Raw genomic sequence first — 19,187 nt, forward strand, 5'->3', positions numbered from 1 at the left:
GCGCGCGCAAGAGTGGCCTTTTCTTTCGACCATTTCGGAGTTGGGCCACGGATGGACTGGATCCTGATCTGCAAGGCATTGATCCTCGGCGTCGTCGAGGGGCTGACGGAATTCCTGCCGGTGTCGAGCACCGGTCACCTGATCGTCGCGGGCAGCTTCCTGAATTTCAACGATTCGCACGCGAAGACGTTCGACGTCGTGATCCAGTTCGGCGCGATCCTCGCGGTCTGCTGGGAATACCGGCAACGGATCGTGTCCGTCGTGTCCGGGCTGCCGAGCCGGCCCGATGCGCAACGCTTCACGCTGAACGTCGTGATCGCGACGATTCCCGCGATCGCGCTCGGTCTCCTGTTCGAGAAGAAGATCAAGGCCGTGCTGTTCTCGCCGGTGCCCGTCGCGTTCGCGCTCGTCGTGGGCGGCGCGATCATCCTGTGGGCCGAGGCGCGGCAGCGCGAACGCAGCGAGCCGCCGCGCGTGATGTCGGTCGATGCGCTGACGCCGCTCGACGCGCTCAAGGTCGGGATCGCGCAGTGCTTCGCGCTGGTGCCCGGTATGTCGCGCTCGGGCTCGACGATCATCGGCGGGATGCTGTTCGGGCTCGACCGTCGCGTGGCCACCGAATTCTCGTTCTTTCTCGCGATTCCGATCATCTTCGGCGCGACGCTCTATGAAACCGTGAAGGACTGGCAGGCGTTCACCGTCGATTCGCTCGGGCTGTTCGCGCTCGGGCTCGTCGCGGCGTTCGTCAGCGCGTTCGTGTGCGTGCGCTGGCTGCTGCGCTACGTCGCGACGCACGATTTCACGGTATTTGCGTGGTACCGGATCGCGTTCGGGTTGTTCGTGTTGTTGGTCGGTTACAGCGGATGGTTGAACTGGGCGTGAAGTTGGCGAGCGGCGCGATGCGCCGCTCCATGAAAAAAGCCCGACCGGCGTGAGATGCCGGTCGGGCTTTCTTTATTCTGCGCGGGGCGGGGGCGCGCTTAGTCTGCTCGCTTGCGGAACACCAGGTCCCACACGCCGTGGCCGAGCCGCAGCCCGCGCCGTTCGAATTTCGTCACCGGGCGGTAGTCCGGGCGCGGCGCGTAGTCGGCAGCCGTGTTTTCGAGCGTCGGTTCCGCGCCGAGCACTTCCAGCATCTGCTCCGCGTAGTTCTGCCAGTCAGTCGCGCAGTGCAGGTACGCGCCGGGCTTCAGGCGCGACGCGAGATGCGCGACGAGCGGCGGCTGGATCAGCCGGCGCTTGTGGTGACGCGCCTTGTGCCACGGATCGGGGAAGAAGATATGCACGCCGTCGAGGCTTGCCGGCGCGATCATGTGCTCGAGCACCTCGACCGCGTCGTGCTGGATGATGCGGATGTTCGACAGACCCTGCTCGCCGATCAGCTTCAGCAGCGCGCCGACGCCCGGCTCGTGCACCTCGACGCCGAGGAAATCGTCACCCGGGCGGTGCGCGGCGATTTCCGCGGTCGACGCGCCCATCCCGAAACCGATCTCGAGGATGCGCGGCGCGCTGCGGCCGAAGATCGCGTCCCAGTCGGGCATCTCCGGCGCATACGGGACCACGAAGCGCGGGCCGAATTCGTCGAGCGCGCGGCGCTGGCCGGTCGACACGCGGCCGGCACGCGTCACGAAGCTGCGGATGCGGCGGTGGTGCAGCGGGTTGACTTCGTCGGCGCCTTCGCCAGCTTGGTCGGCTTCGTCGGGAATGGCGTCGTCGTGCGGCGGCAGGCCGGCTTCGTTCGGATCGTCGTGCATCATCGGTACAGAGAAAGGCTCGGTTCGGGCGAGGACCCGTTGCGCAGCAGTGCTGCCGGGCGATTCGGCGCATGGTACAAAAAAAGCCGCCTTCGACGAGGCGGCTCATGCGCAAGCTGTTGTGCAGCCGGAAGGTGGAGCGGGCGATGGGAATCGAACCCACGTCATCAGCTTGGGAAGCTGAGGTAATGGCCATTATACGACGCCCGCAGAACGGGTGATTGTACAGGGTTTGGTCGTGATGTTACAAGTGATGCGTTGAAGCAGCCGGCAAACGGGCTTCGCGCTCGGGGTGCACGCACCCGCGCGATGCGCCGGCTACGCGCCAGCAAGTCGGCAGTAACGAGAGCGGCGCTGCGGTGCCGAGGCCCGACTACAAACGCGATGGCGGCGCGCTTACACGCCAGCCCATGTCGAAAATAGACGAGTCGGCGTCGGAAGCATGCAAGCTCGGGTAAAGCTTTCGAACTAACGTGACAGGTCTCTCATACGATCGTTAGTCTGGAGCCGACATGTCCGATTTCATCACCGTTCTGCGCAAAACCTGCCCGACGCCTGTCCTTGACGCGACCAAGTGGAAACGCATTGGCGGCGATCCGCACACCGTGAACCTCAACGCGTACGTCTCGAAGGACGGCAGCAAGATCATGGGTACCTGGATCTGCACGCCGGGCAAGTTCGAGGTGAATTACGAAAAATGGGAGTACTGCCACTTCCTCGATGGCTACTGCATCATCACGCCGGAAGGCGAGGAGCCGCAGCACTTGAAAGCTGGCGACGTGTTCGTGATCGAACCCGGCATGAAGGGGACGTGGGAGGTGGTGGAGACGGTGCGCAAGTACTTCGTCTTTGCCTGACGGGTCGGTCGATTCGACTCAACCCACGCGCCACATATCTTCCCGGTTCCCGAAACCGTGACGGCAACCGCGGACTCCGGCTCGACCCAACTTGACTCGGTTGGGAAGCGGTGCGCCGAGCGGGCTCACAGGCTCGGCGCGCGCACCCGCGCCCGCTATCCGACCGCAACCCGTGACGAATGCGACGCCGGGTTGTGCGCTGACGACGACGCGATAACGCTCGCCGCCGGCCCTGCACGCTGTCGCGCAAACCCCTAAGATGCAGCGATCCGCCCACCGTTTCCGCTGCAGCGCACGAACCTCCCGCCTGCGCCGGACGCCCCTCCGGAGCCTCGACCATGCGTATCACCGCGGTCCACGAACGCGCGATTCCCGTATCCCGCTATGCCGATCCGGCGATTGCCTCCGGCGGCCTGACCACGAGCGTCGTCGCGGTCGTCACCGACGTCGTGCGCGACGGCCGCCCGGTGACGGGCTACGGCTACGCGTCGATCGGCCGCTTCGCGCAGGGCGGCCTGATCCGCGAACGGTTCGCGCCGCGTCTGCTCGCCGCCGCCGATACGCTCGCCGACGAAGCCGGCGCGAACCTCGACCCGTTCCGCGCCTGGCGCGCGATGATGGCCAGCGAGAAGCCGGGCGGGCACGGCGAGCGCTGCGTTGCGGTCGGCACGCTGGACATGGCGATCTGGGACGCCGCCGCGAAGATCGCCGATCTGCCGCTGCATCGCTTGCTCGCCGAGCGCCTCCAACGCACGGCGGCGCCGCGCGTGCGCGTGTACGCGGGCGGCGGCTACCGCTACCCGCATGACGACCTCGCGCGCCTGTCGGACGAGATGCGCCGGATCGTCGATCTCGGCTACACGCACGCGAAGATCAAGATCGGCGGCGCGGATTTCGAGCAGGACCGGCGCCGCATCGAAGCCGCTGCCGCACAGCTCGCAGGCCCTTCGCATCTCGCGGTCGACGCGATGAACACGTACGACGCGACGACCGCCCGCGAGGCGGCCAACATGCTCGCGCCGTTCGGCCTCTGGTGGTTCGAGGACATCTGCGATCCGCTCGACCTGCCGCTCCAGGCAGACATCGCCACGCGATACGCACCGCCGATCGCAGCAGGCGAAGCGCTGTTTTCGCTCGCGGAAGCGAAGCTGCTCGACCGCTACGGCGGCCTGCGTGCCGACCGCGACGTGCTGGTGTTCGATCCCGTGCACAGCTACGGGTTGCCGGGCTATCTGCAGATCGTCGATCACTTCGTGTCGCGCGGCTGGCAGCGCGACGCGTTCTGGCCGCATGGGGGCCATCTGTTCTCGCTGCACGTCGTCGCGGCGCTCGGGCTCGGCGGTGCGGAAGTCAGCCCGTTCGCATTCCTTCCGTTCAGCGGACTCGCCGATGGCGAAATCGTCGACGCGGGATACGCACGCGTGCCGCAGGCGCCGGGCATTGGATTCGAGCTGCATACCCACGCGCACGACGCGTTCCGCGCGAGATCGGAATCGGTGCGGGCATCGGGCCGCTGACGCCTAAAGCGCGTCGATCGCGAAACGCACCGCGAAGCCGAGCATCATCACCGCGACGAAGCCGTCAAGCACGCGCCACGCGAGCGTACGGGCGAACCACGCACGGCACGCGCGTGCGCCATAGACGAGCATCAGGAACCACGCCAGCGACGCAGTCATCGCGCCGATCGCAAACGGCGCGCGGGCAGACGGCGCGTGGCTCACGATCACGGTCCCGAGCAGCAGCACCGTATCGATCCATGCATACGGATTGAGCAGCGAAACCGCGGCGGTCGCGAGCAGCGTGCGCGACCGCGTGGGTTCGCTAGCGACGCGTGAGCCATCTACATGCTCAGGCTCCCGTCCGACGATCGCCGAGCGCAGCGCGAGCAGGCCGTAGCCGGCGAGATACGCGATACCGGCCCACAGCGCGGCCGCCACCACGGCGGCATGGCGCGACAGCAATGCCGACAGCCCGTGCGCGCCGAGCACGATCAGCAATGCGTCGCTGCCCGCGCAGACGAGGGCGATGGAGAGCAGGTGAGGGCTCGAAAGCGAGCGCTTGATGACGAAGGCGTCCTTGGGACCGACCGACGTGAACAGGCCGGCGCCAAGCAGCAGGCCTTCGAGGAAGGCAGAGGTGTCGAGCACGAGCGGGCCGACAACCTCTTAAGCTGAACCGGTGATGGTTAGGATGGCGCTACGTTAAGGGGTGCCGGCGGCCATTGTCAATGCCCGGCGGCCGCCCATTCCGGCCGCTGCCCGAGCGTATCGAACAGCCGGACGATTTCGGCCTTCACCTTCTGCACCGCGTTGCTGACCAGCGCGGTGTCGTGCCAGCACAGCGACAGGTCGCGCGCGAACAGCCGGTGCGCGACCGTCGACAGCTTGAGCTTGCGCTCCTCGATCTCGACGTGCGCGGCGGTCCACGGCAGGATCGTCACGCCGAGCTGCGCCATCACGGCCGCGAACAGCAGCCCGGTCGAACTCGCCTCGAAGCTGATCTCGTACGACAGCCCGGCCTCGCGCATCGCCCAGTCGACGCGGTTGCGGATCGTGTTCGGCGCGCTCGGCAGCACGAGCGGCATCCGCGCGATCGCGTCGAGCGGCACGGGCGCGTCCGGCACCGGGAATCCGGGCCACGTGATCAGGTACAGCGTTTCCGTCAGCAACCGGTGAATCGCGATGCCGCGCGTGTCGACCGCATCGACGACGATCGCGAGATCGAGCCGCGCGCGTTCGAGCAGCGTATCGAGGTCGGCGCTCGGCGCTTCGATCAGCTCCAGCATGATGCCCGGATAGCGGTCGCGCACCGCGCGGGCGAGCGGAATGGCCAGCACGCGCGCGGTGCTCGACGGCATGCCGACGGTCACGCGGCCCTGCGGCGTGTCGGCGTCGCGGCGCAGCAGTTCGCGCGTGCCGTCGGCCTGGCGCAGCAACTCGAGCGCGTGCCGATACAGCGTGCGGCCCGCCGCGGTCGGCGCGACGCCGCGCACGCTTCGTTCGAGCAGTTGCATCCCGAGATCCTGCTCGAGATTGCGCATCTGCTGGCTCACCGCCGGCTGCGCGACGTGCAGCGCCTCGCTCGCGTGCGTGACGTTGCCGCATTCGACGACCTTCACGAAATAGCGCAACTGTCTCAAGTCCATCGCCGCCGTCTCCCGATTCAAGCCCGAATCACGCCCGATTCGAGCCATAAGCCAATCCGATCGAGCAAGATGAATATCATATTTTTCAGCGATCGATAGCGTTTCTATACTCGTCTCACAAAAGAGCCCGACTGCCGGCCATTCCGGACCGGACGCGGCGCAAGAGCCGGCCCCGCCGGCAAGGAGACGAAGATGTTCAAGGCGATCGACGCGCCGGCGGCCGGCGCGAAGCCGCGGCGCACGCCGCTCACGCGCGAGCAGGTGAAGGGCTTCTGGGCGGTGTACGCGGGCTGGGTGCTCGACGGCGTGGATTCGGTGATCTACGCGCTCGTGCTGATTCCCGCGCTGACGGAATTGCTGCCGGCGTCCGGCATCGCGGCGACGCCCGCGAATCTGGGGATGTACGGCTCGATCCTGTTCGCGCTGTTCCTGATCGGCTGGGGGCTGTCGTTCATCTGGGGGCCGCTCGCCGATCGCTTCGGCCGCGTGCGCACGCTCGCGGCGAGCATCCTGATCTATTCGGTGTTCACCGGCGCGGCCGCGTTCGTGCACGACGTGTGGGCGCTGGCCGCGTGCCGGCTGATTGCCGGGATCGGCGTCGGCGGCGAATGGGCGCTCGCTGGTACCTACGTCGCCGAGAGCTGGCCGGAAGACCGCCGCAAGATGGGCGCCGGCTACCTGCAGACGGGCTACTACTTCGGCTTCTTCATCGCGGCCTGCCTGAACTACACGATCGGTGCGACCTACGGCTGGCGCGCGATGTTCCTGTGCGGGCTGGCGCCCGCGCTGCTCGCGGTGTTCACGGTGATGCGCGTGAAGGAGCCGGGGCAGTGGCGGCGGCACGACGCGCGCGACGGCGACGTGGCCGACACGCGGCGCGCGCATCCGCTGCGCGAGATCTTCGCGCCGGCGTTCCGGCGCCGCACGCTGACGAGCGCGAGCCTCGTCGGCGTTGCGATCGTCGGGCTGTGGGCCGGCTCCGTCTACGAGGCGAGCGCGGTTACCACGCTGGCGGCGCGTGCGGGCATCGATCACGTTGGCGCGCTGCGGCTTGCGTCGATCGGCGCGGCGATCCTGTCGTGCGCGACGATTGCCGGCTGCCTGGTGGCGCCGTGGCTGTCGGAACGGCTCGGCCGGCGTACCGCGCTCGGCGTGTATTTCGCGGGGATGGCCGCATCGATCGTGTTCGCGTTCGGCTGGGCGTTCTACCAGCCGAACGGGCTCGCGGCCTTCATGGTGTCGCTCGCGTTCCTCGGCTTCTTCGGCGGCAACTTCGCGATCTTCTCGCTATGGTTGCCCGAGCAATATCCGACGCGCGTACGGGCCACCGCGTTCGCGTTCAACGCGTCGGTCGGCCGCTTCATCGGCGCGGGCGTGAACTTCCTGCTCGGCGCCGCGATTCACGGTTACGGATCGCTCGGCGTGCCGGTCGCATGGACCGCGGCCGTGTTCGGGCTCGGCGTCCTGATCCTGCCGTTCGCGGTCGAGACGCGGCACCAGGCGCTGCCCGAATGAGCGAAATGCCGCAGTCGTTCGGAAACAAGACGAGACATACCCATCAATATCAGGAGTCCGGAATGCAGGCATTAACGGGAATCAAGGTCGTCGATCTGAGTCGCGCGCTCTCGGGGCCGTTCTGCTCGATGGTGCTCGCGGATCTCGGCGCCGACGTGATCAAGGTCGAATCGGGGCCGCACGGCGACATGAGCCGCGCGTGGGGGCCGTTCGATCGCGGCATGAGCACGTACTACCTGTCCTGCAACCGCAACAAGCGCGGCATCTGCGTGGACTTCCGGCAGCCAGCCGGCCTCGACGTCGTGCGGCGCCTGATCGCGCAGGCCGACGTCGTGATCGAGAATTTCAAGGCGGGCACGATGGACGCGATGGGGCTCGGCTATGCTGAGCTGAGCGCGCGCGACCCGCGGCTCGTGATGGGCAGCGTCACCGCGTTCGGCCCGCGCGGCCCGCTGCGCGACTGGCCGGGCTTCGACCAGATCGCGCAGGGCTATGCGGGGCTGATGAGTCTCACCGGTTTCCCGGACGGCGAGCCGACCCGCACGGGCACCGCGATCGGCGATCTCAGCTCGGGGATGTGGGTCGCGACCGGCGTGATGGCCGCGCTGTTCGAGCGCGAGCGCACCGGGCGCGGCCAGCATGTCGGCACGTCGCTGCTCGAAAGCCTCGTTGCGCTGCTGAGCGTACACGGGCAACGCTACCTGAGCCTCGGCGACGTGCCGCGCCGTACCGGCAATGCGCATGCGGTGATCGCGCCGTACGGCGTGTTCGAGACGGCCGACGGCCCGCTCAACCTCGCGCCGATCACGACCGACATGTGGCTGCGGCTGTGCCAGTTGCTGGATCTGCCCGCGCTGCCCGACGATCCGCGCTTCGCGACCAACGATGCGCGCGTCGCGCATCGCGATGAACTCAAGGCGCTGCTCGAAAGCCGGTTGCGCACGCGCGGCAAGCGCGACTGGACGCAACGGTTCGTCGAGGCCGGGCTGCCGGCCGGCCCGATTCATACGCTCGACGAAGTGTTCGACGATCCGCAGCTCGCGCATTGCGGGCTGGTCGAGCCGGTCGCGCATCCGACGCTCGGTATGCTGCGCCAGGTCGTCACGCCGCTCGGCGGGATGGACGACGACGTGCCGGCGCCGCGCACGCGCCATGCGCCGCCGCTGCTCGGTGAGCATACGGTCGATGTGCTGCGCGAAGCCGGCTACGGCGACGACGCGATCGACGCACTGCTGGCCGGGCGCGCGATCTTCCAGGCCGATGCGGTGGCGGAGGCCGTGCAATGACCGACATGACGAAACACGACGGGGCGTCGAGCGTGACGGTCGATTGGATCGGCGAGCGGATCGCGCGCGTGCGGTTCGGGAATCCGGCGCGACGGCATGCGCTCGACGCGCCGTTGCTCGATGCCCTCGTCGCGCATCTCGATGCGTTGGCCGGGCACCGTCCGCCGCCGGTCGTGATCCTGTCCAACGACGGCAGCGGCGACGTGTGGAGCGCGGGGCACGACCTGCGCGAACTGGCCGACGACCGCGATCCGCTCGCGTACGGCAAACCGCTCGAACGCGCGCTGCGGCGCGTGCGGACCTATCCGGGCGCGGTGATCGCGGCGGTGGCCGGATCGGCGTGGGGCGGGGCGGTCGATCTCGTGATGAGCTGCGATCTCGTCGTCGCGGCGCGCGACGCGCGTTTCGCGATGACGCCCGCGAACATCGGCCTGCCGTATTCGACGAGCGGCCTGCTGCGCTTCCACGACAACCTGCCGATCCATGTGCTCAAGGAGATGTTCTTCTGCGCGCAGCCGCTCGATGCGGAACGCGCCGCGCATCACGGGCTCGTGAACCGGCTGGCTGACGCGGGCGGGGTCGACGACGCGGCGCTCGACGTCGCGCGCACGATTGCCGCGAAGGCGCCGCTCGCGGTGCACGCGGTGAAGGAGCAGTTGCGCGTGCTGCAGGACGCACGGCCGTTGCCGGCCGACGCATTCGAACGAATCACCGAGCTGCGTCGCCAGGCGTGCGAAGGCGCGGATTTCGACGAAGGGTTGCGCGCGTTCGCGGAGCGGCGTGCGCCGGTGTTTCGCGGGGCTTAGACGATCACGCGACGGCCGGTGCGATGACGGCGCCGCCGCGCTACACCCCGCCGAGCGTGTGCACACCCACGAGCAGCAGCGCGCCGATCGCGATCAGCAGCAGCGCATGAACGCGCGTGTAGATCACGCACAGCGTCGACGCCACCGCGATCGCGCGGGCGGCCCAGCCGCCGTCGAGCGCCTGCAGCAGCACCCACACCGACGCGAGGATCATGCCGGCCGCGACCGGGCGCAGGCCGGCTTCGAGCGCGATTTGCCAGCGTGCGCCCCGGTGCCGCCGCCATAGATGCGCGACCCCATAGATCAGGAACGCGGTCGGGCCGAACAACGCGAGTGTCGCGATCACCGCGCCCCAGAAACCGGCCACCTGCCAGCCGATCAGCGTCGCCAGCAGCGAGCCGGGGCCCGGCGCCATCCGCGCGATCGCGAAGTCGTTCACGAATTGCGTGGCGCTCATCCAGTGATGGACGTCGACGACCTGCCGCTGGATATCCGCGATGACCGCCTGCCCGCCGCCGATCGTCGCGATCGACAGCGGCGCGAACACACCGAACAGCGCTGCGTAACGTGCGGACGCGTTCATCGTGCGTCGCTCCCGGCCGGCGCGGCGGCCGCACGGCGGTATTCGAGCGCGACGCTCAGCGCGCCGCCGATCAGCACGGTCCATACGAGCGGCCAGTGCAGCACCGCGACGGACACGAAGGTGAGCGTCATCACCGCGAACGGCAGCGCGCGGCGCGGCAGCCGGCGTACCGCCGTGATCGCCATCGAGATCGACAGCCCGATCGCCGCGGCCGCCGCACCGGCGAGCGCGACATGCGTGAGCGGGAAGCGCGTGAGGGTCGAGAACGCGACGCCGAACAGCACGATCAGCACGGCCGGCGGCGCGATGATGCCGGTGAAGCCGGCCACCGCGCCGCGCCATCCGGCGAGCCGGTAGCCGATCCAGATCGCGAGGTTCTTCACGTTGACGCCCGGCAACGCCTGCGACAGCGCGAGGCCGTTGAGGAACGCCTCTTCGTCGAGCCAGCGCCGCTCGTGGACGAAGTCGCGCATCATCCGCCCGCTGAGCCCGCCGCCGAAGCTGGTCAGGCCGATCTGCGCGAACGCGATGAACAGCGCGAGGATGCCGGGCGGCGGAGCGTCGCCGGCGGGCGGTACCTGAGGCGTCGTGGTGGAGGGCGGGGGCATCGGGCGGGTAGCACGTGGCGATCGGGCGATCGCCCATGTTAGCAAGCGGTGCCTGTCAGCACGCTGACATGGATTCGGCACGGGCGCGGTGCCGCCCGCAACCGATTCGGCGCATGCGAGCGCCCCGCACGCTACGCGCGCACCACCGTCACGCCCGCGGCCTCGATCGGCTTCGTCAGCGCGGCGTCGGTTTCCTTCTCGACGACGATCGTCTGCGCCAGCGTGAGGTCGCCGATCACGAATTGCGATGCCGCACGCAGTTTCGACTGCGACGCGAGCACGACCGTCTCGGCCGCGCGTTCGGCCAGCGCGCGCTTGATCGCCGCTTCCTCGAAATCGCCGGTGCTCAGGCCGGCTACCGGATGGACGCCCGTGACGCCCATGAAGTACAGGTCTGCATGAATGCGCGCGATGCCTTCCATTGCCGCGGCGCCGACCGCGACGATCGAATGCTTGTAGAGCCGCCCGCCGATCAGGATCACGTCGATCGACGGATGGGCGGCCAGCGCGACCGCGACGCTCGGGCTGTGCGTGACGATCGTCGCGCGCAGGTCGGCCGGCAACTGGCCGACGAGCAGCGCGGAGGTCGTGCCGCCGTCGACGATCGCCACCTGCCCAGGCGCGATCATCTGCGCGGCCCGCCGCGCGATGCGTCGCTTCTCCGTGGTTTCGAGCGCCTCGCGCTGCGCGAACGGCGCGATGGCCGGCGACGCCGGCAGCGCGCCGCCATGCACGCGCTGCAGCAGCCCTTCGGCCGCGAGCTCGCGCAGATCGCGGCGCACCGTGTCTTCGGACACGCCGAATTGCACGCTCAGCTCGGCGGCCAGCACCTGGCCGTCGCGCGCGAGCGCATCGAGGATCGCCTTCTTGCGTTGCGTCGTCAGCATCGTGTTTGCACGAAAATTCTTGAAATTGCACGAAGCTGCACGTTACCATGGGCGCCATCCTTTGTCGAACCGGAGGCTGCAATGGCTGCAACGCGGGAGCGGGTCCGCATCGTCGATACGACGGTGCTGTCCGACGACTGGTATGTGCTGCGAAAGGTGACGTTCGATTTCCTGCGTCGCGACGGAACGTGGCAGCGCCTGAGCCGCGAGACCTACGATCGCGGCAACGGCGCGACGATCCTGCTGCGCCATGCCGAGACGGGCGACGTGCTGCTGACGCGGCAGTTCCGGATGCCGGCGTTCGTGAGCGGGCACGACGGCATGCTGCTCGAAGCGGCGGCCGGCCTGCTCGACGACGAAACGCCCGAAGCGCGCATTCGCGCGGAGGCCGAGGAGGAGACCGGCTATCGCGTGCGCGGCGTGCGCAAGGTGTTCGAGGCGTTCATGAGTCCGGGTTCCGTGACCGAGAAGCTGCATTTCTTCGTCGGCGAATACGATGCGTCGCTGCGCACGAGTGCCGGCGGCGGCATTGCGGAAGAGGGTGAAGATCTCGAAGTCGTCGAGATGCCGCTGCAGGCGGCGCTGGACGCGGTCGAGCGCGGCGAGATCGTCGATGCGAAGACGATCATGCTGCTGCAATACGTCGCGCTGCGGGAAACCGCCGGCGCGCGCGCCGCATGACGCCGCGGCTCGTGCTGGTCGCCGGTCCCTATCGCAGCGGCACGGATGGCGACCCCGCGCGTATCGCCGCGAACCTGCGCCGGCTGGAAGCGGCGGCGCTCGCCGTGTATCGCCGCGGGCACGTGCCGAAGATCGGCGAATGGGTGTCGTTGCCGCTCGCGGCCGCGGCCGGGTCGACGCAGGTGGGCGACGCCGTCAGCGAAACCTTCCTGTATCCGGCCGCGCACCGGCTGCTGCGACGTTGCGATGCGGTGTTGCGCATCGACGGTGCGTCGCGCGGGGCGGATGCGGACGTGGCGCTTGCGCGGGAACTCGGCAAGCCGGTCTATTTCGCGGTCGACGAGATGCCGGTTGCGCAGGACGATTCGGCTGCCTGAGCGAGCATGGGCGCCGGTTGGCGGCATCGCCGGTGCGGCGCGTGCGGACGGCCGGCACTCGCCTCGCCCATAGCCGGCGCGTGTAGTGCAGCACGCCGCATTGCGTGGCCGATGCAGCGCAGCGTCCGAACCGGCGTATGATCGCGACGCCACTCGCGCAACGTTCGACGCCACCGCTTTTCCATCATGCCGTTTTCCGATCCCGCTGATTCCGCCGAGTCCGCCGCCGCGCCGCTTCCGGCCGATCTCGTCACGTCCGCCGTCGACGTACTCGCACGCGCCGACGCATTGCTCGTCACGGCCGGCGCGGGTATCGGCGTCGATTCCGGGCTGCCCGACTTTCGCGGCACGGATGGTTTCTGGCGCGCGTATCCGGCGCTGCGCCACGAGCGTTTCGAATTCCACGAGATCGCGTCGCCGCACGCGTTTCGTGCGCGTGCATCGCTCGCTTGGGGCTTCTACGGGCATCGTCTCGCGCTGTACCGTGCGACGGTGCCGCACGCGGGTTTCGCGATCCTGCGCCGCTGGATCGACGCGATGCCGAACGGCGGCTTCGTGCTGACGAGCAACGTCGACGGCCAGTTCCAGAAAGCCGGCTTCGATCCGGCGCGCATCGTCGAGATCCACGGCTCGATTCATGCGATGCAGTGCCTGCGACCGTGCACGGACGACACGTGGGACGCGGCGCCGTTCGTGCCGGTGGTCGACGAAGCGACGTGCCGCCTCGTGAGCGACATGCCGCGCTGCCCGCACTGCGGCGGGCTCGCGCGGCCGAACATCCTGATGTTTGGTGACACCGGCTGGCTCGGTGCGCGTTACGACGCGCAGGAGCGCGCGCTCGAAGACTGGATCGCGCAGGCCGGGCACGTCGCCGTGGTCGAGATCGGCGCGGGCACCGCGATTCCGACCGTGCGCCTGCTGAGCGAACGGCTCGGCGCCGACGTGATCCGCATCAACGCGCGCGAAGCGCATGCGCGCCGGACGGACGTGATCGGGCTGAAGGGCGGCGCGCTGGCGACGCTGAACGCGCTCGACCGCGCGTGGCGCGGCGGCTGAACCACGTGCCGCGAATCCACCGGCCGAGGCCGCGCGATTACGGCCGCGCGACGAGCGCCTGCACGAGCGCCGGCGCGATCGGCGAACCGAGGCCCGTCACGTAGTCGTAGCCGCCCGCCGCATTGCAGATGCTGCCGCAATTGCCGTTGGACCCGGTCGTCACGTCGTGGAAGTCGCTGCCGTACGCGGTTTTACCGACCGTATAGAGCGTGTCGTAGGTGCCGCTCAACGATTTCTTGCCGGCCGCCGTGCGCAGCGAATTCGCGATCGCGACGAGCGCCGACCATTGCGGCGCCCCCGCGCTCGTGCCGCCGACCTGGAACCAGCCGGCCTGCCCCTGATAGGTGACCGAGTCGTACACCGCGAAACCGCTGGACGGATTCGCGTCGTAGCTGACGTCGGGTACGCCGCGCTTGCCGGCCACCGGAATCGGCCACGTGGTCTGGCCGGCCGGCTCGGCCTCGACGTTGCTCACGCCGCCGCCGCTGCCGCTCCATGCCGCCTCGCCGATGTAGTTGCCGGCCGTGTCCGACGACAGCGTCGTGCCGCCGACGGATACCACGTAACGCGACGCGGCCGGGTATTCGGTGCCGGTGCCGCTGTCGCCGGACGATGCGACGAACGTGACGCCCGGTACGTTGAAGTGGCCGTCGAAGCCGGTCTCGCTGCTGAATTCGTTGCCGCCGAAACTCATCGACACGACCGACGCGCCGCGCTTGACCGCGACGTCGACCGCGGCCAGCAGGTCGCTGAAGCTGGCCGATGCGGCCTCGACGAGCACGATCTTCGCCTTCGGTGCGATCGCATGCACCCATTCGACATCGAGCGAGATCTCGAGCGCCCAGCCCGAATCGGGCTTGGGCCGTGCCCCGTGGGCGTACACCTTGGTGAAACAGCCGTTCGACGACGTGCAGGCCGGCAGCGAGAACGCGGTGCTGAACACGCCGAGATCGGATTCGATCTTCGGGTCGTCGTACGCGTCGACGATCGCGACGATCATTCCGTCGCCCTGGTTCGCGATCGCGTCGAACCCGTATGCATGCCGCGCGAGTGCCGGCGTGAGGCCGGCGATCGTGGCCGTGCTCGCACGCGGCTTCGTGTGGAACGGCGGGCGCGCGAATCCTTTCGGTGCGCGGTTGCCTTCGACGTAGGGGGGCGGGCCGTTGCCGTCGGCAAGCGCGACGCTCGACGCGAGCAGCGACACGCACAGCGCCGGGATCAACATGGATGACAGGCGCATATTGTTCATTTTTGAGTCTCCATGTCGATCGGATGAAGTAGCGAAACAATTTTACGAAATCGCCGACGGTAATTACATCGAATATCGGCCGGATACGGGAATGTCTGATAAGGGAAAGTACGTGGGGCCCTTTTGACGTGGGCGTTGTGCAGGGTTGTCGTGAACCGGATCGAACTGCTTTATCGGTTTTTAAAAAGCGGATAAATAATCAGTCGATTCAAAGTTTATTTGTAATGTCGGATGTAATTGTTCGGTAAATATCCACGACGGCACGCGTGTGAAAATCGTGAAACGCGTCATGCGTTCGCGACACGATTCGCCGCCTGCTGACCCGGCCCGTCGGCATTGCCGGCGCGGCGCGATTCCGCATACAGTTCAGCGTAGGCCGCGTGCGCCGCGCGGCGCCGACCATGAGGGGTGCCCTTGTTCTATTCGATCGTCGCGATCTTCGTCGGTGCCGGCCTCGGCGCGTTGCTGCGCTGGTTCCTCAGCCTCGCGCTCAACGCCTTCTTTCCCGCGGTGCCGCTCGGCACGCTCGCGTCGAACCTGATCGGCGGCTACGTGATCGGCGTGGCCGCCGTCGTGTTCACGGTCCGCGTCGGGTTGCCGCCCGAGTGGCGGCTGTTCGTGATCACGGGCTTTCTCGGCGGCCTCACGACGTTCTCGACCTATTCGGTCGAAGTGATGACGCACGCGCTCGAGGGCGAATTCGGATGGGCGTTGGCGGTGGCTGCCCTACACTTGACTGGATCGTTCGCGCTGACGGCGCTCGGCATGTGGACCGCGCGCGCGTGGCTCGCGGCGGCCTGAGCAGGGCCGCCATCGGAGGGGGCGATGGACAGGGTCTTTTTACGCTTCTATGTGCACGAGCGGCACCGGCTGCACCGCAAGCCGCTGTGGGAATGGCTGCTGGAAGAGGCGAACCGGATGGGCGTCGCGGGCGGTTCCGCGTTTCGCGCGATGGCCGGTTTCGGCCAGCATCGCGTGCTGCACGAGGATCGCTTCTTCGAACTGCAGGGTTCGCTCGCGATCGAGGTCGAGTTCGTCGTCACCGAGGACGAAGCGCAGCGGCTGCTCGAGCGGCTGTCGCGCGAGAAAGTGCGAGTGTGCTACGCGATGATGCCGGCGCAGTTCGGCGTGATCGACACGCTTGGCGCACCGCCGGCGCAGGGGCCGGCGGCATAGGGCGTCGCGCCGATCAGATGCCGAACATCGTCAGCGACACGGCGGCGCGCGTGACGATCATCAGCAGCACCTGCACGATCACGAACAGCAGGATCGGCGACAGGTCGATGCCGCCGAGGTTCGGGATCACGCGGCGCAGCGGGTTCAGAAACGGCGCGGTGAGCTGGTAGAGGATCGGCATCGCCGGCGAGCGCGGGTTGAGCCACGACAGCAGCGCCATCAGGATCGTCATCCAGATCACGAGGTTGAGCGCCCACTTCACGACCGTGAGCAGTGCGACGACGACGAGCGTCGCGATCACGGCGGCCGGATCGAAGCCGGCCATCACGACCATCAGCACGACGTAGACGAGCGCGGTGAGCAGCGCGGCGACGACGCTGGCCCAGTCGATGCCGCGTACGCCCGCGATCACGCGACGCAGCGGCAGCACGAGCCAGTTGGTCGCCTGCAGCACGGCTTGCGTGACGGGGTTGTACGGCGGCACGCGAACGGCCTGCATCCAGACGCGCAGAATCAGCGCGGCGCCGAATAGCGTGAAGACGGTATTGAGCAGAAAACGGGCGATCTCGCCGAACATCGTTGGCATCCTTTTTATACAGTCAGTAGCGTGCGGCCGCCAACGCCGGTTGGCGGCGCATCGGCCGACACCTTATCACGCCTCGTCTCGCGACGGGGAGGGGTGCGCGGCCACGCGAGCGAGCGAGGTTTCGACGGCCTCGGCCAGCGCCGGCAACGACGCCGGCGGTGCTGCGCGCTTCGCCGCGAGCGCGACCGCGCGGCGCGTCAGCAGCGCATACAGCGCCGCATGATCGCCGCCCCGTGCCTCGAGCAGCGCGAGCTGGCGCTCGACGATGCCGGTGTCGCCGCGCGATACCGGCCCGGCCAGCGCATTCGCGAGCCCCTTGTCGCGGGCGGTCTCGATCGTGCCGGCGAGCATCGGCAACAGCGCGCGCAGCGCGGCGTCCTCGTCGAAACCGAGGCCGCGCCACAGCTCGACCGCTTCCGACAGCCCGCACAGCGCGAAGCTCGCCGCGTAGTGCGCGGCCGCGTGATACAGCATCCGGCCGCCGGCCGGAATCGACAGCGGATGGCAGCCGAGTGCGGCGGCAAGTCGCAGCAGCGTCGCGTGCAGCGCACCGTCCGCTTCGATCGTGACCGAGCAGCCGTCGATGCGCGCGAGGTCGGCATCGGTGCCGCCGAACAGATAGAGCGGATGGAAGCCGCCGGTGGCCGCGCCTTGCTGCTTCGCCGGATCGAGCAGCGCGACCGTCGACGCGCCGCTGCAATGGACGAGCGCCTGGCCGGCGGCGCGCGATGTGTCGAAGCGCAGCGCCGCGGCGCTCGACGCGAGATGATCGTCGGGTGTCGTCACGAAGATCAGGTCGGCGGCGTCGACTACTTGCTGCGGGGTGTCGACCGCGCGGCAGCCGTCGATCCGTGCGGCGAGGCCGGCGGCCGACGCGGGCGTGCGGCTCGCGATCGCGACGACCGGGAAGCCGGCCTGCGCGAAGCGCTGCGCGATACAGCGCGCCAGGCGGCCGGCGCCGATGAAGCCGAGGCGGGGTGTGTCGGGAAGCGGCATGGCGGCGGATGTAAGCGGAAACGAAGCAGCCGCCAGTATCGCAGGAATGACGGCGGTGTCGGGGAAGGCAGATGGTCGGGCGAACGCACGTATGAATTACCGGTATGCGGTGCGATTCGTATGCGGGCCGACGTCAGGCGCCACGGCCGAATCATGATCGACGAATCCGACCCCGAAATGCCGTGCGTCCGCAGCCGGCTTGAAATGCCCGCATCTTGTCTCGAATTTGTAATCGTTCATTACGTCCGCGTGCCCGTTGCACGCACCGGAGCCGGTAAGACTGACCGGTCGTCGTGTCGGGGCCCGACTCATCGGACGGAATCACGCGATCCGCAAGGGTGGCGGCCTGCGCCGGGCGCCTCGCCAGGCGGCGGGTCCGGCCACGCGCAATTGCAATTTGCAACAAATGCACGATACGCGCGGGGCGGGTTTTCGCTACATTGCTTCCATGCGACGTGCATGCCCGCCGTTGCCGACAGGAGCGCCCAAAATACCGCTCCAGCAGGAGAATCGAAGTGAAAAAGCTCATTCCGTTCATCGCCGCCGCCGCGCTGGGCCTGGGCGCCGCAAGCGCCGCGCAGGCTCACGTGTCGATCGGGGTCGGCATCGGTATCCCGGTCGCACCCGCGTATCCCGTCTATGCACCGCCGCCGCCCGTGTACTACGCGCCGCCGCCGCCGCCCGTCTATTACGCGCCGGCGCCGGCCTACTATGCGCCGCCGCCTGCGGTGGTCGTCGGGGGCTACTACGGTCGCCCGTACTGGCGCCATGGTTACGGCGGCTGGGGCCATCACGGCTACTGGCGTCGCTGATTCGTCCCGCGCGGCCTGACCGCGCGCGGCAAAACGGCGCAACGTCCCGCGAGGGGCGTTGCGCCGTTTTTCATTGGGGTTGACGTTCGGCGCCGTGGCCGGCGCGCTAGCGCGATGGCGATTAAACCGCGTGCACGATCAGGTCGCGGTAGCCGCCGACGATCACGCTGTACGAGAAATACGCGAACAGCAGCGCCGACGCGACATGGCACGCACGCATCAGTCCGGCGCCCGCGCGCTTGCGGCCCTGGCTCGCGAGCGTGCACATGAAGAGCGTCCACGCGAGGCCGCCGAGGAAGAAGCCCGACAGGAACACCGACGCGGTGGCCGGCGTGGTCGCACCGGCTTTCGCGATCAGCGCGCCGCCGACCGCCGCGAACCACAGGATCGCGCTCGGCGACGACATCGCGAGCAGCATCCCGCGCAGGAAACTGCGCCGTGCGCTCGCCCGCGGCGGCGCGGCGTCGTCCGCTTCGTCGTCGGCCGCCTTGGCGGGCGCCAGCGCTTCGCGCGCCATCTTCCACGTGAGGAACAGCAGCACCGCGCCGCCGCCGATCCACACGATCCAGCGCACGGGTTCGAACTGCAGCAGCACGGCCATTCCCGCGAGCGCGAGCGCCGCGTAGACGAGATCGCCGACGCACGACCCGATGCCGAGCCAGAAGCCCGGGCGGAAGCCGTGCGATAGCGTGAGCGACAGCATCGCGACGTTCACGAGGCCGATGTCGAGACACAACGAGAGCGACAGAAAGAATCCGTCGGACAGCATGGAGGCGGGCGGAAAGCTCATCTTCTGGGTGTTTGCGGCGATTG

Annotated in this window: 22 protein-coding genes and 1 tRNA gene; 12 read left to right on the forward strand and 11 right to left on the reverse strand. The window is 68.4% G+C overall.

Annotation, left to right across the window (positions count from 1 at the left end; genetic code table 11):
* The first annotated feature begins 51 nt into the window (after positions 1 to 51).
* Positions 52 to 882 (forward strand): undecaprenyl-diphosphate phosphatase, encoded by an 831-nt coding sequence (locus JMF86_RS04235; RefSeq protein ID WP_011544783.1) that lies wholly within the window; start codon positions 52 to 54, stop codon positions 880 to 882.
* A 98-nt stretch (positions 883 to 980) separates the two neighbouring features.
* On the opposite strand, the gene trmB is transcribed toward JMF86_RS04235, so the two are convergent.
* A complete protein-coding gene (trmB, locus tag JMF86_RS04240; RefSeq protein ID WP_125380751.1) occupies positions 981 to 1,757 on the reverse strand; it encodes a tRNA (guanosine(46)-N7)-methyltransferase TrmB in 777 nt (258 codons plus the stop codon).
* Positions 1,758 to 1,889: 132 nt separating this feature from the next.
* Positions 1,890 to 1,964 (reverse strand) — tRNA-Gly (locus JMF86_RS04245).
* A gap of 302 nt (positions 1,965 to 2,266) precedes the next feature.
* Here JMF86_RS04245 and JMF86_RS04250 point away from each other — a divergent pair.
* Positions 2,267 to 2,611, forward strand: a complete 345-nt coding sequence (locus JMF86_RS04250) for a cupin domain-containing protein (protein ID WP_006496617.1) — start codon at positions 2,267 to 2,269, stop codon at positions 2,609 to 2,611.
* A 338-nt stretch (positions 2,612 to 2,949) separates the two neighbouring features.
* Positions 2,950 to 4,128, forward strand: coding sequence for an enolase C-terminal domain-like protein (locus tag JMF86_RS04255; RefSeq protein WP_125380750.1), 1,179 nt, complete (start codon positions 2,950 to 2,952; stop codon positions 4,126 to 4,128).
* A gap of 3 nt (positions 4,129 to 4,131) precedes the next feature.
* Here JMF86_RS04255 and JMF86_RS04260 read toward each other — a convergent pair whose 3' ends face one another.
* Positions 4,132 to 4,758, reverse strand: a complete 627-nt coding sequence (locus JMF86_RS04260) for a LysE/ArgO family amino acid transporter (protein ID WP_077218805.1) — start codon at positions 4,756 to 4,758, stop codon at positions 4,132 to 4,134.
* A 77-nt stretch (positions 4,759 to 4,835) separates the two neighbouring features.
* Entirely contained in the window at positions 4,836 to 5,756 is a 921-nt protein-coding gene (locus tag JMF86_RS04265) for a LysR substrate-binding domain-containing protein (protein WP_124677238.1), read from the reverse strand.
* 192 nt (positions 5,757 to 5,948) lie between these two features.
* Between JMF86_RS04265 and JMF86_RS04270 the strand changes: the two genes are divergently transcribed.
* The 3 genes from JMF86_RS04270 (at position 5,949) to scpB (ending at position 9,363) form a co-directional block, all read left to right on the forward strand.
* Positions 5,949 to 7,271, forward strand: a complete 1,323-nt coding sequence (locus JMF86_RS04270; RefSeq protein WP_175809030.1) for an MFS transporter — start codon at positions 5,949 to 5,951, stop codon at positions 7,269 to 7,271.
* 62 nt (positions 7,272 to 7,333) lie between these two features.
* The gene (locus JMF86_RS04275) at positions 7,334 to 8,557 is read left to right on the forward strand and encodes a CaiB/BaiF CoA-transferase family protein (RefSeq protein ID WP_175809031.1); all 1,224 of its coding nucleotides are present in this window, start codon (positions 7,334 to 7,336) and stop codon (positions 8,555 to 8,557) included.
* Positions 8,554 to 9,363: a methylmalonyl-CoA decarboxylase gene (gene scpB, locus JMF86_RS04280; RefSeq protein ID WP_175788383.1), complete on the forward strand. Its 810-nt coding sequence runs from the start codon at positions 8,554 to 8,556 to the stop codon at positions 9,361 to 9,363. Before JMF86_RS04275 ends, scpB begins: the two co-directional genes overlap by 4 nt.
* 40 nt (positions 9,364 to 9,403) lie before the next feature.
* Here scpB and JMF86_RS04285 read toward each other — a convergent pair whose 3' ends face one another.
* The 3 genes from JMF86_RS04285 to JMF86_RS04295 form a co-directional block, all read right to left on the reverse strand.
* The gene (locus JMF86_RS04285; RefSeq protein WP_006476677.1) at positions 9,404 to 9,946 is read right to left on the reverse strand and encodes a chromate transporter; all 543 of its coding nucleotides are present in this window, start codon (positions 9,944 to 9,946) and stop codon (positions 9,404 to 9,406) included.
* A complete protein-coding gene (locus tag JMF86_RS04290; protein WP_012328068.1) occupies positions 9,943 to 10,554 on the reverse strand; it encodes a chromate transporter in 612 nt (203 codons plus the stop codon). The genes JMF86_RS04285 and JMF86_RS04290 overlap by 4 nt, the downstream gene beginning before the upstream one ends.
* 131 nt (positions 10,555 to 10,685) lie before the next feature.
* The gene (locus JMF86_RS04295) at positions 10,686 to 11,441 is read right to left on the reverse strand and encodes a DeoR/GlpR family DNA-binding transcription regulator (RefSeq protein ID WP_175809032.1); all 756 of its coding nucleotides are present in this window, start codon (positions 11,439 to 11,441) and stop codon (positions 10,686 to 10,688) included.
* Between the two features lie 81 nt (positions 11,442 to 11,522).
* Here JMF86_RS04295 and JMF86_RS04300 point away from each other — a divergent pair, with 81 nt between their 5' ends.
* The 3 genes from JMF86_RS04300 (at position 11,523) to JMF86_RS04310 (ending at position 13,555) form a co-directional block, all read left to right on the forward strand.
* Positions 11,523 to 12,122, forward strand: a complete 600-nt coding sequence (locus tag JMF86_RS04300) for an NUDIX domain-containing protein (RefSeq protein ID WP_006476674.1) — start codon at positions 11,523 to 11,525, stop codon at positions 12,120 to 12,122.
* A complete protein-coding gene (locus JMF86_RS04305; protein WP_201316767.1) occupies positions 12,119 to 12,499 on the forward strand; it encodes a DUF4406 domain-containing protein in 381 nt (126 codons plus the stop codon). Before JMF86_RS04300 ends, JMF86_RS04305 begins: the two co-directional genes overlap by 4 nt.
* A 186-nt stretch (positions 12,500 to 12,685) precedes the next feature.
* Positions 12,686 to 13,555: a Sir2 family NAD-dependent protein deacetylase gene (locus JMF86_RS04310; RefSeq protein ID WP_175809034.1), complete on the forward strand. Its 870-nt coding sequence runs from the start codon at positions 12,686 to 12,688 to the stop codon at positions 13,553 to 13,555.
* Between the two features lie 37 nt (positions 13,556 to 13,592).
* Here the strand turns inward: JMF86_RS04310 and JMF86_RS04315 are convergent, their stop codons facing one another.
* Complete coding sequence (locus tag JMF86_RS04315) at positions 13,593 to 14,804, reverse strand: S53 family peptidase (RefSeq protein ID WP_175809035.1); 1,212 nt, start codon at positions 14,802 to 14,804, stop codon at positions 13,593 to 13,595.
* Between the two features lie 414 nt (positions 14,805 to 15,218).
* Here JMF86_RS04315 and crcB point away from each other — a divergent pair, with 414 nt between their 5' ends.
* Positions 15,219 to 15,605, forward strand: a complete 387-nt coding sequence (gene crcB / locus JMF86_RS04320) for a fluoride efflux transporter CrcB (RefSeq protein WP_011544810.1) — start codon at positions 15,219 to 15,221, stop codon at positions 15,603 to 15,605.
* Positions 15,606 to 15,629: 24 nt separating this feature from the next.
* Complete coding sequence (locus JMF86_RS04325; protein ID WP_006476669.1) at positions 15,630 to 15,980, forward strand: DUF190 domain-containing protein; 351 nt, start codon at positions 15,630 to 15,632, stop codon at positions 15,978 to 15,980.
* Between the two features lie 13 nt (positions 15,981 to 15,993).
* On the opposite strand, the gene JMF86_RS04330 is transcribed toward JMF86_RS04325, so the two are convergent.
* Both JMF86_RS04330 and JMF86_RS04335 read right to left on the reverse strand, forming a co-directional pair.
* Positions 15,994 to 16,557, reverse strand: a complete 564-nt coding sequence (locus tag JMF86_RS04330; RefSeq protein WP_006488584.1) for a YggT family protein — start codon at positions 16,555 to 16,557, stop codon at positions 15,994 to 15,996.
* Between the two features lie 75 nt (positions 16,558 to 16,632).
* Positions 16,633 to 17,562, reverse strand: coding sequence for a Rossmann-like and DUF2520 domain-containing protein (locus tag JMF86_RS04335; protein ID WP_125380743.1), 930 nt, complete (start codon positions 17,560 to 17,562; stop codon positions 16,633 to 16,635).
* 515 nt (positions 17,563 to 18,077) lie between these two features.
* On the opposite strand from JMF86_RS04335, the gene JMF86_RS04340 reads away from it, so the two are divergent.
* Positions 18,078 to 18,374, forward strand: a complete 297-nt coding sequence (locus JMF86_RS04340; protein ID WP_006488565.1) for a hypothetical protein — start codon at positions 18,078 to 18,080, stop codon at positions 18,372 to 18,374.
* Between the two features lie 121 nt (positions 18,375 to 18,495).
* Here JMF86_RS04340 and JMF86_RS04345 read toward each other — a convergent pair whose 3' ends face one another.
* A complete protein-coding gene (locus JMF86_RS04345; RefSeq protein WP_077178026.1) occupies positions 18,496 to 19,164 on the reverse strand; it encodes a LysE family translocator in 669 nt (222 codons plus the stop codon).
* Positions 19,165 to 19,187: the final 23 nt, after the last annotated feature.

The sequence above is a fragment of the Burkholderia sp. E168m15 genome, from assembly GCF_016586105.1.
GTDB lineage: Bacteria > Pseudomonadota > Gammaproteobacteria > Burkholderiales > Burkholderiaceae > Burkholderia > Burkholderia orbicola.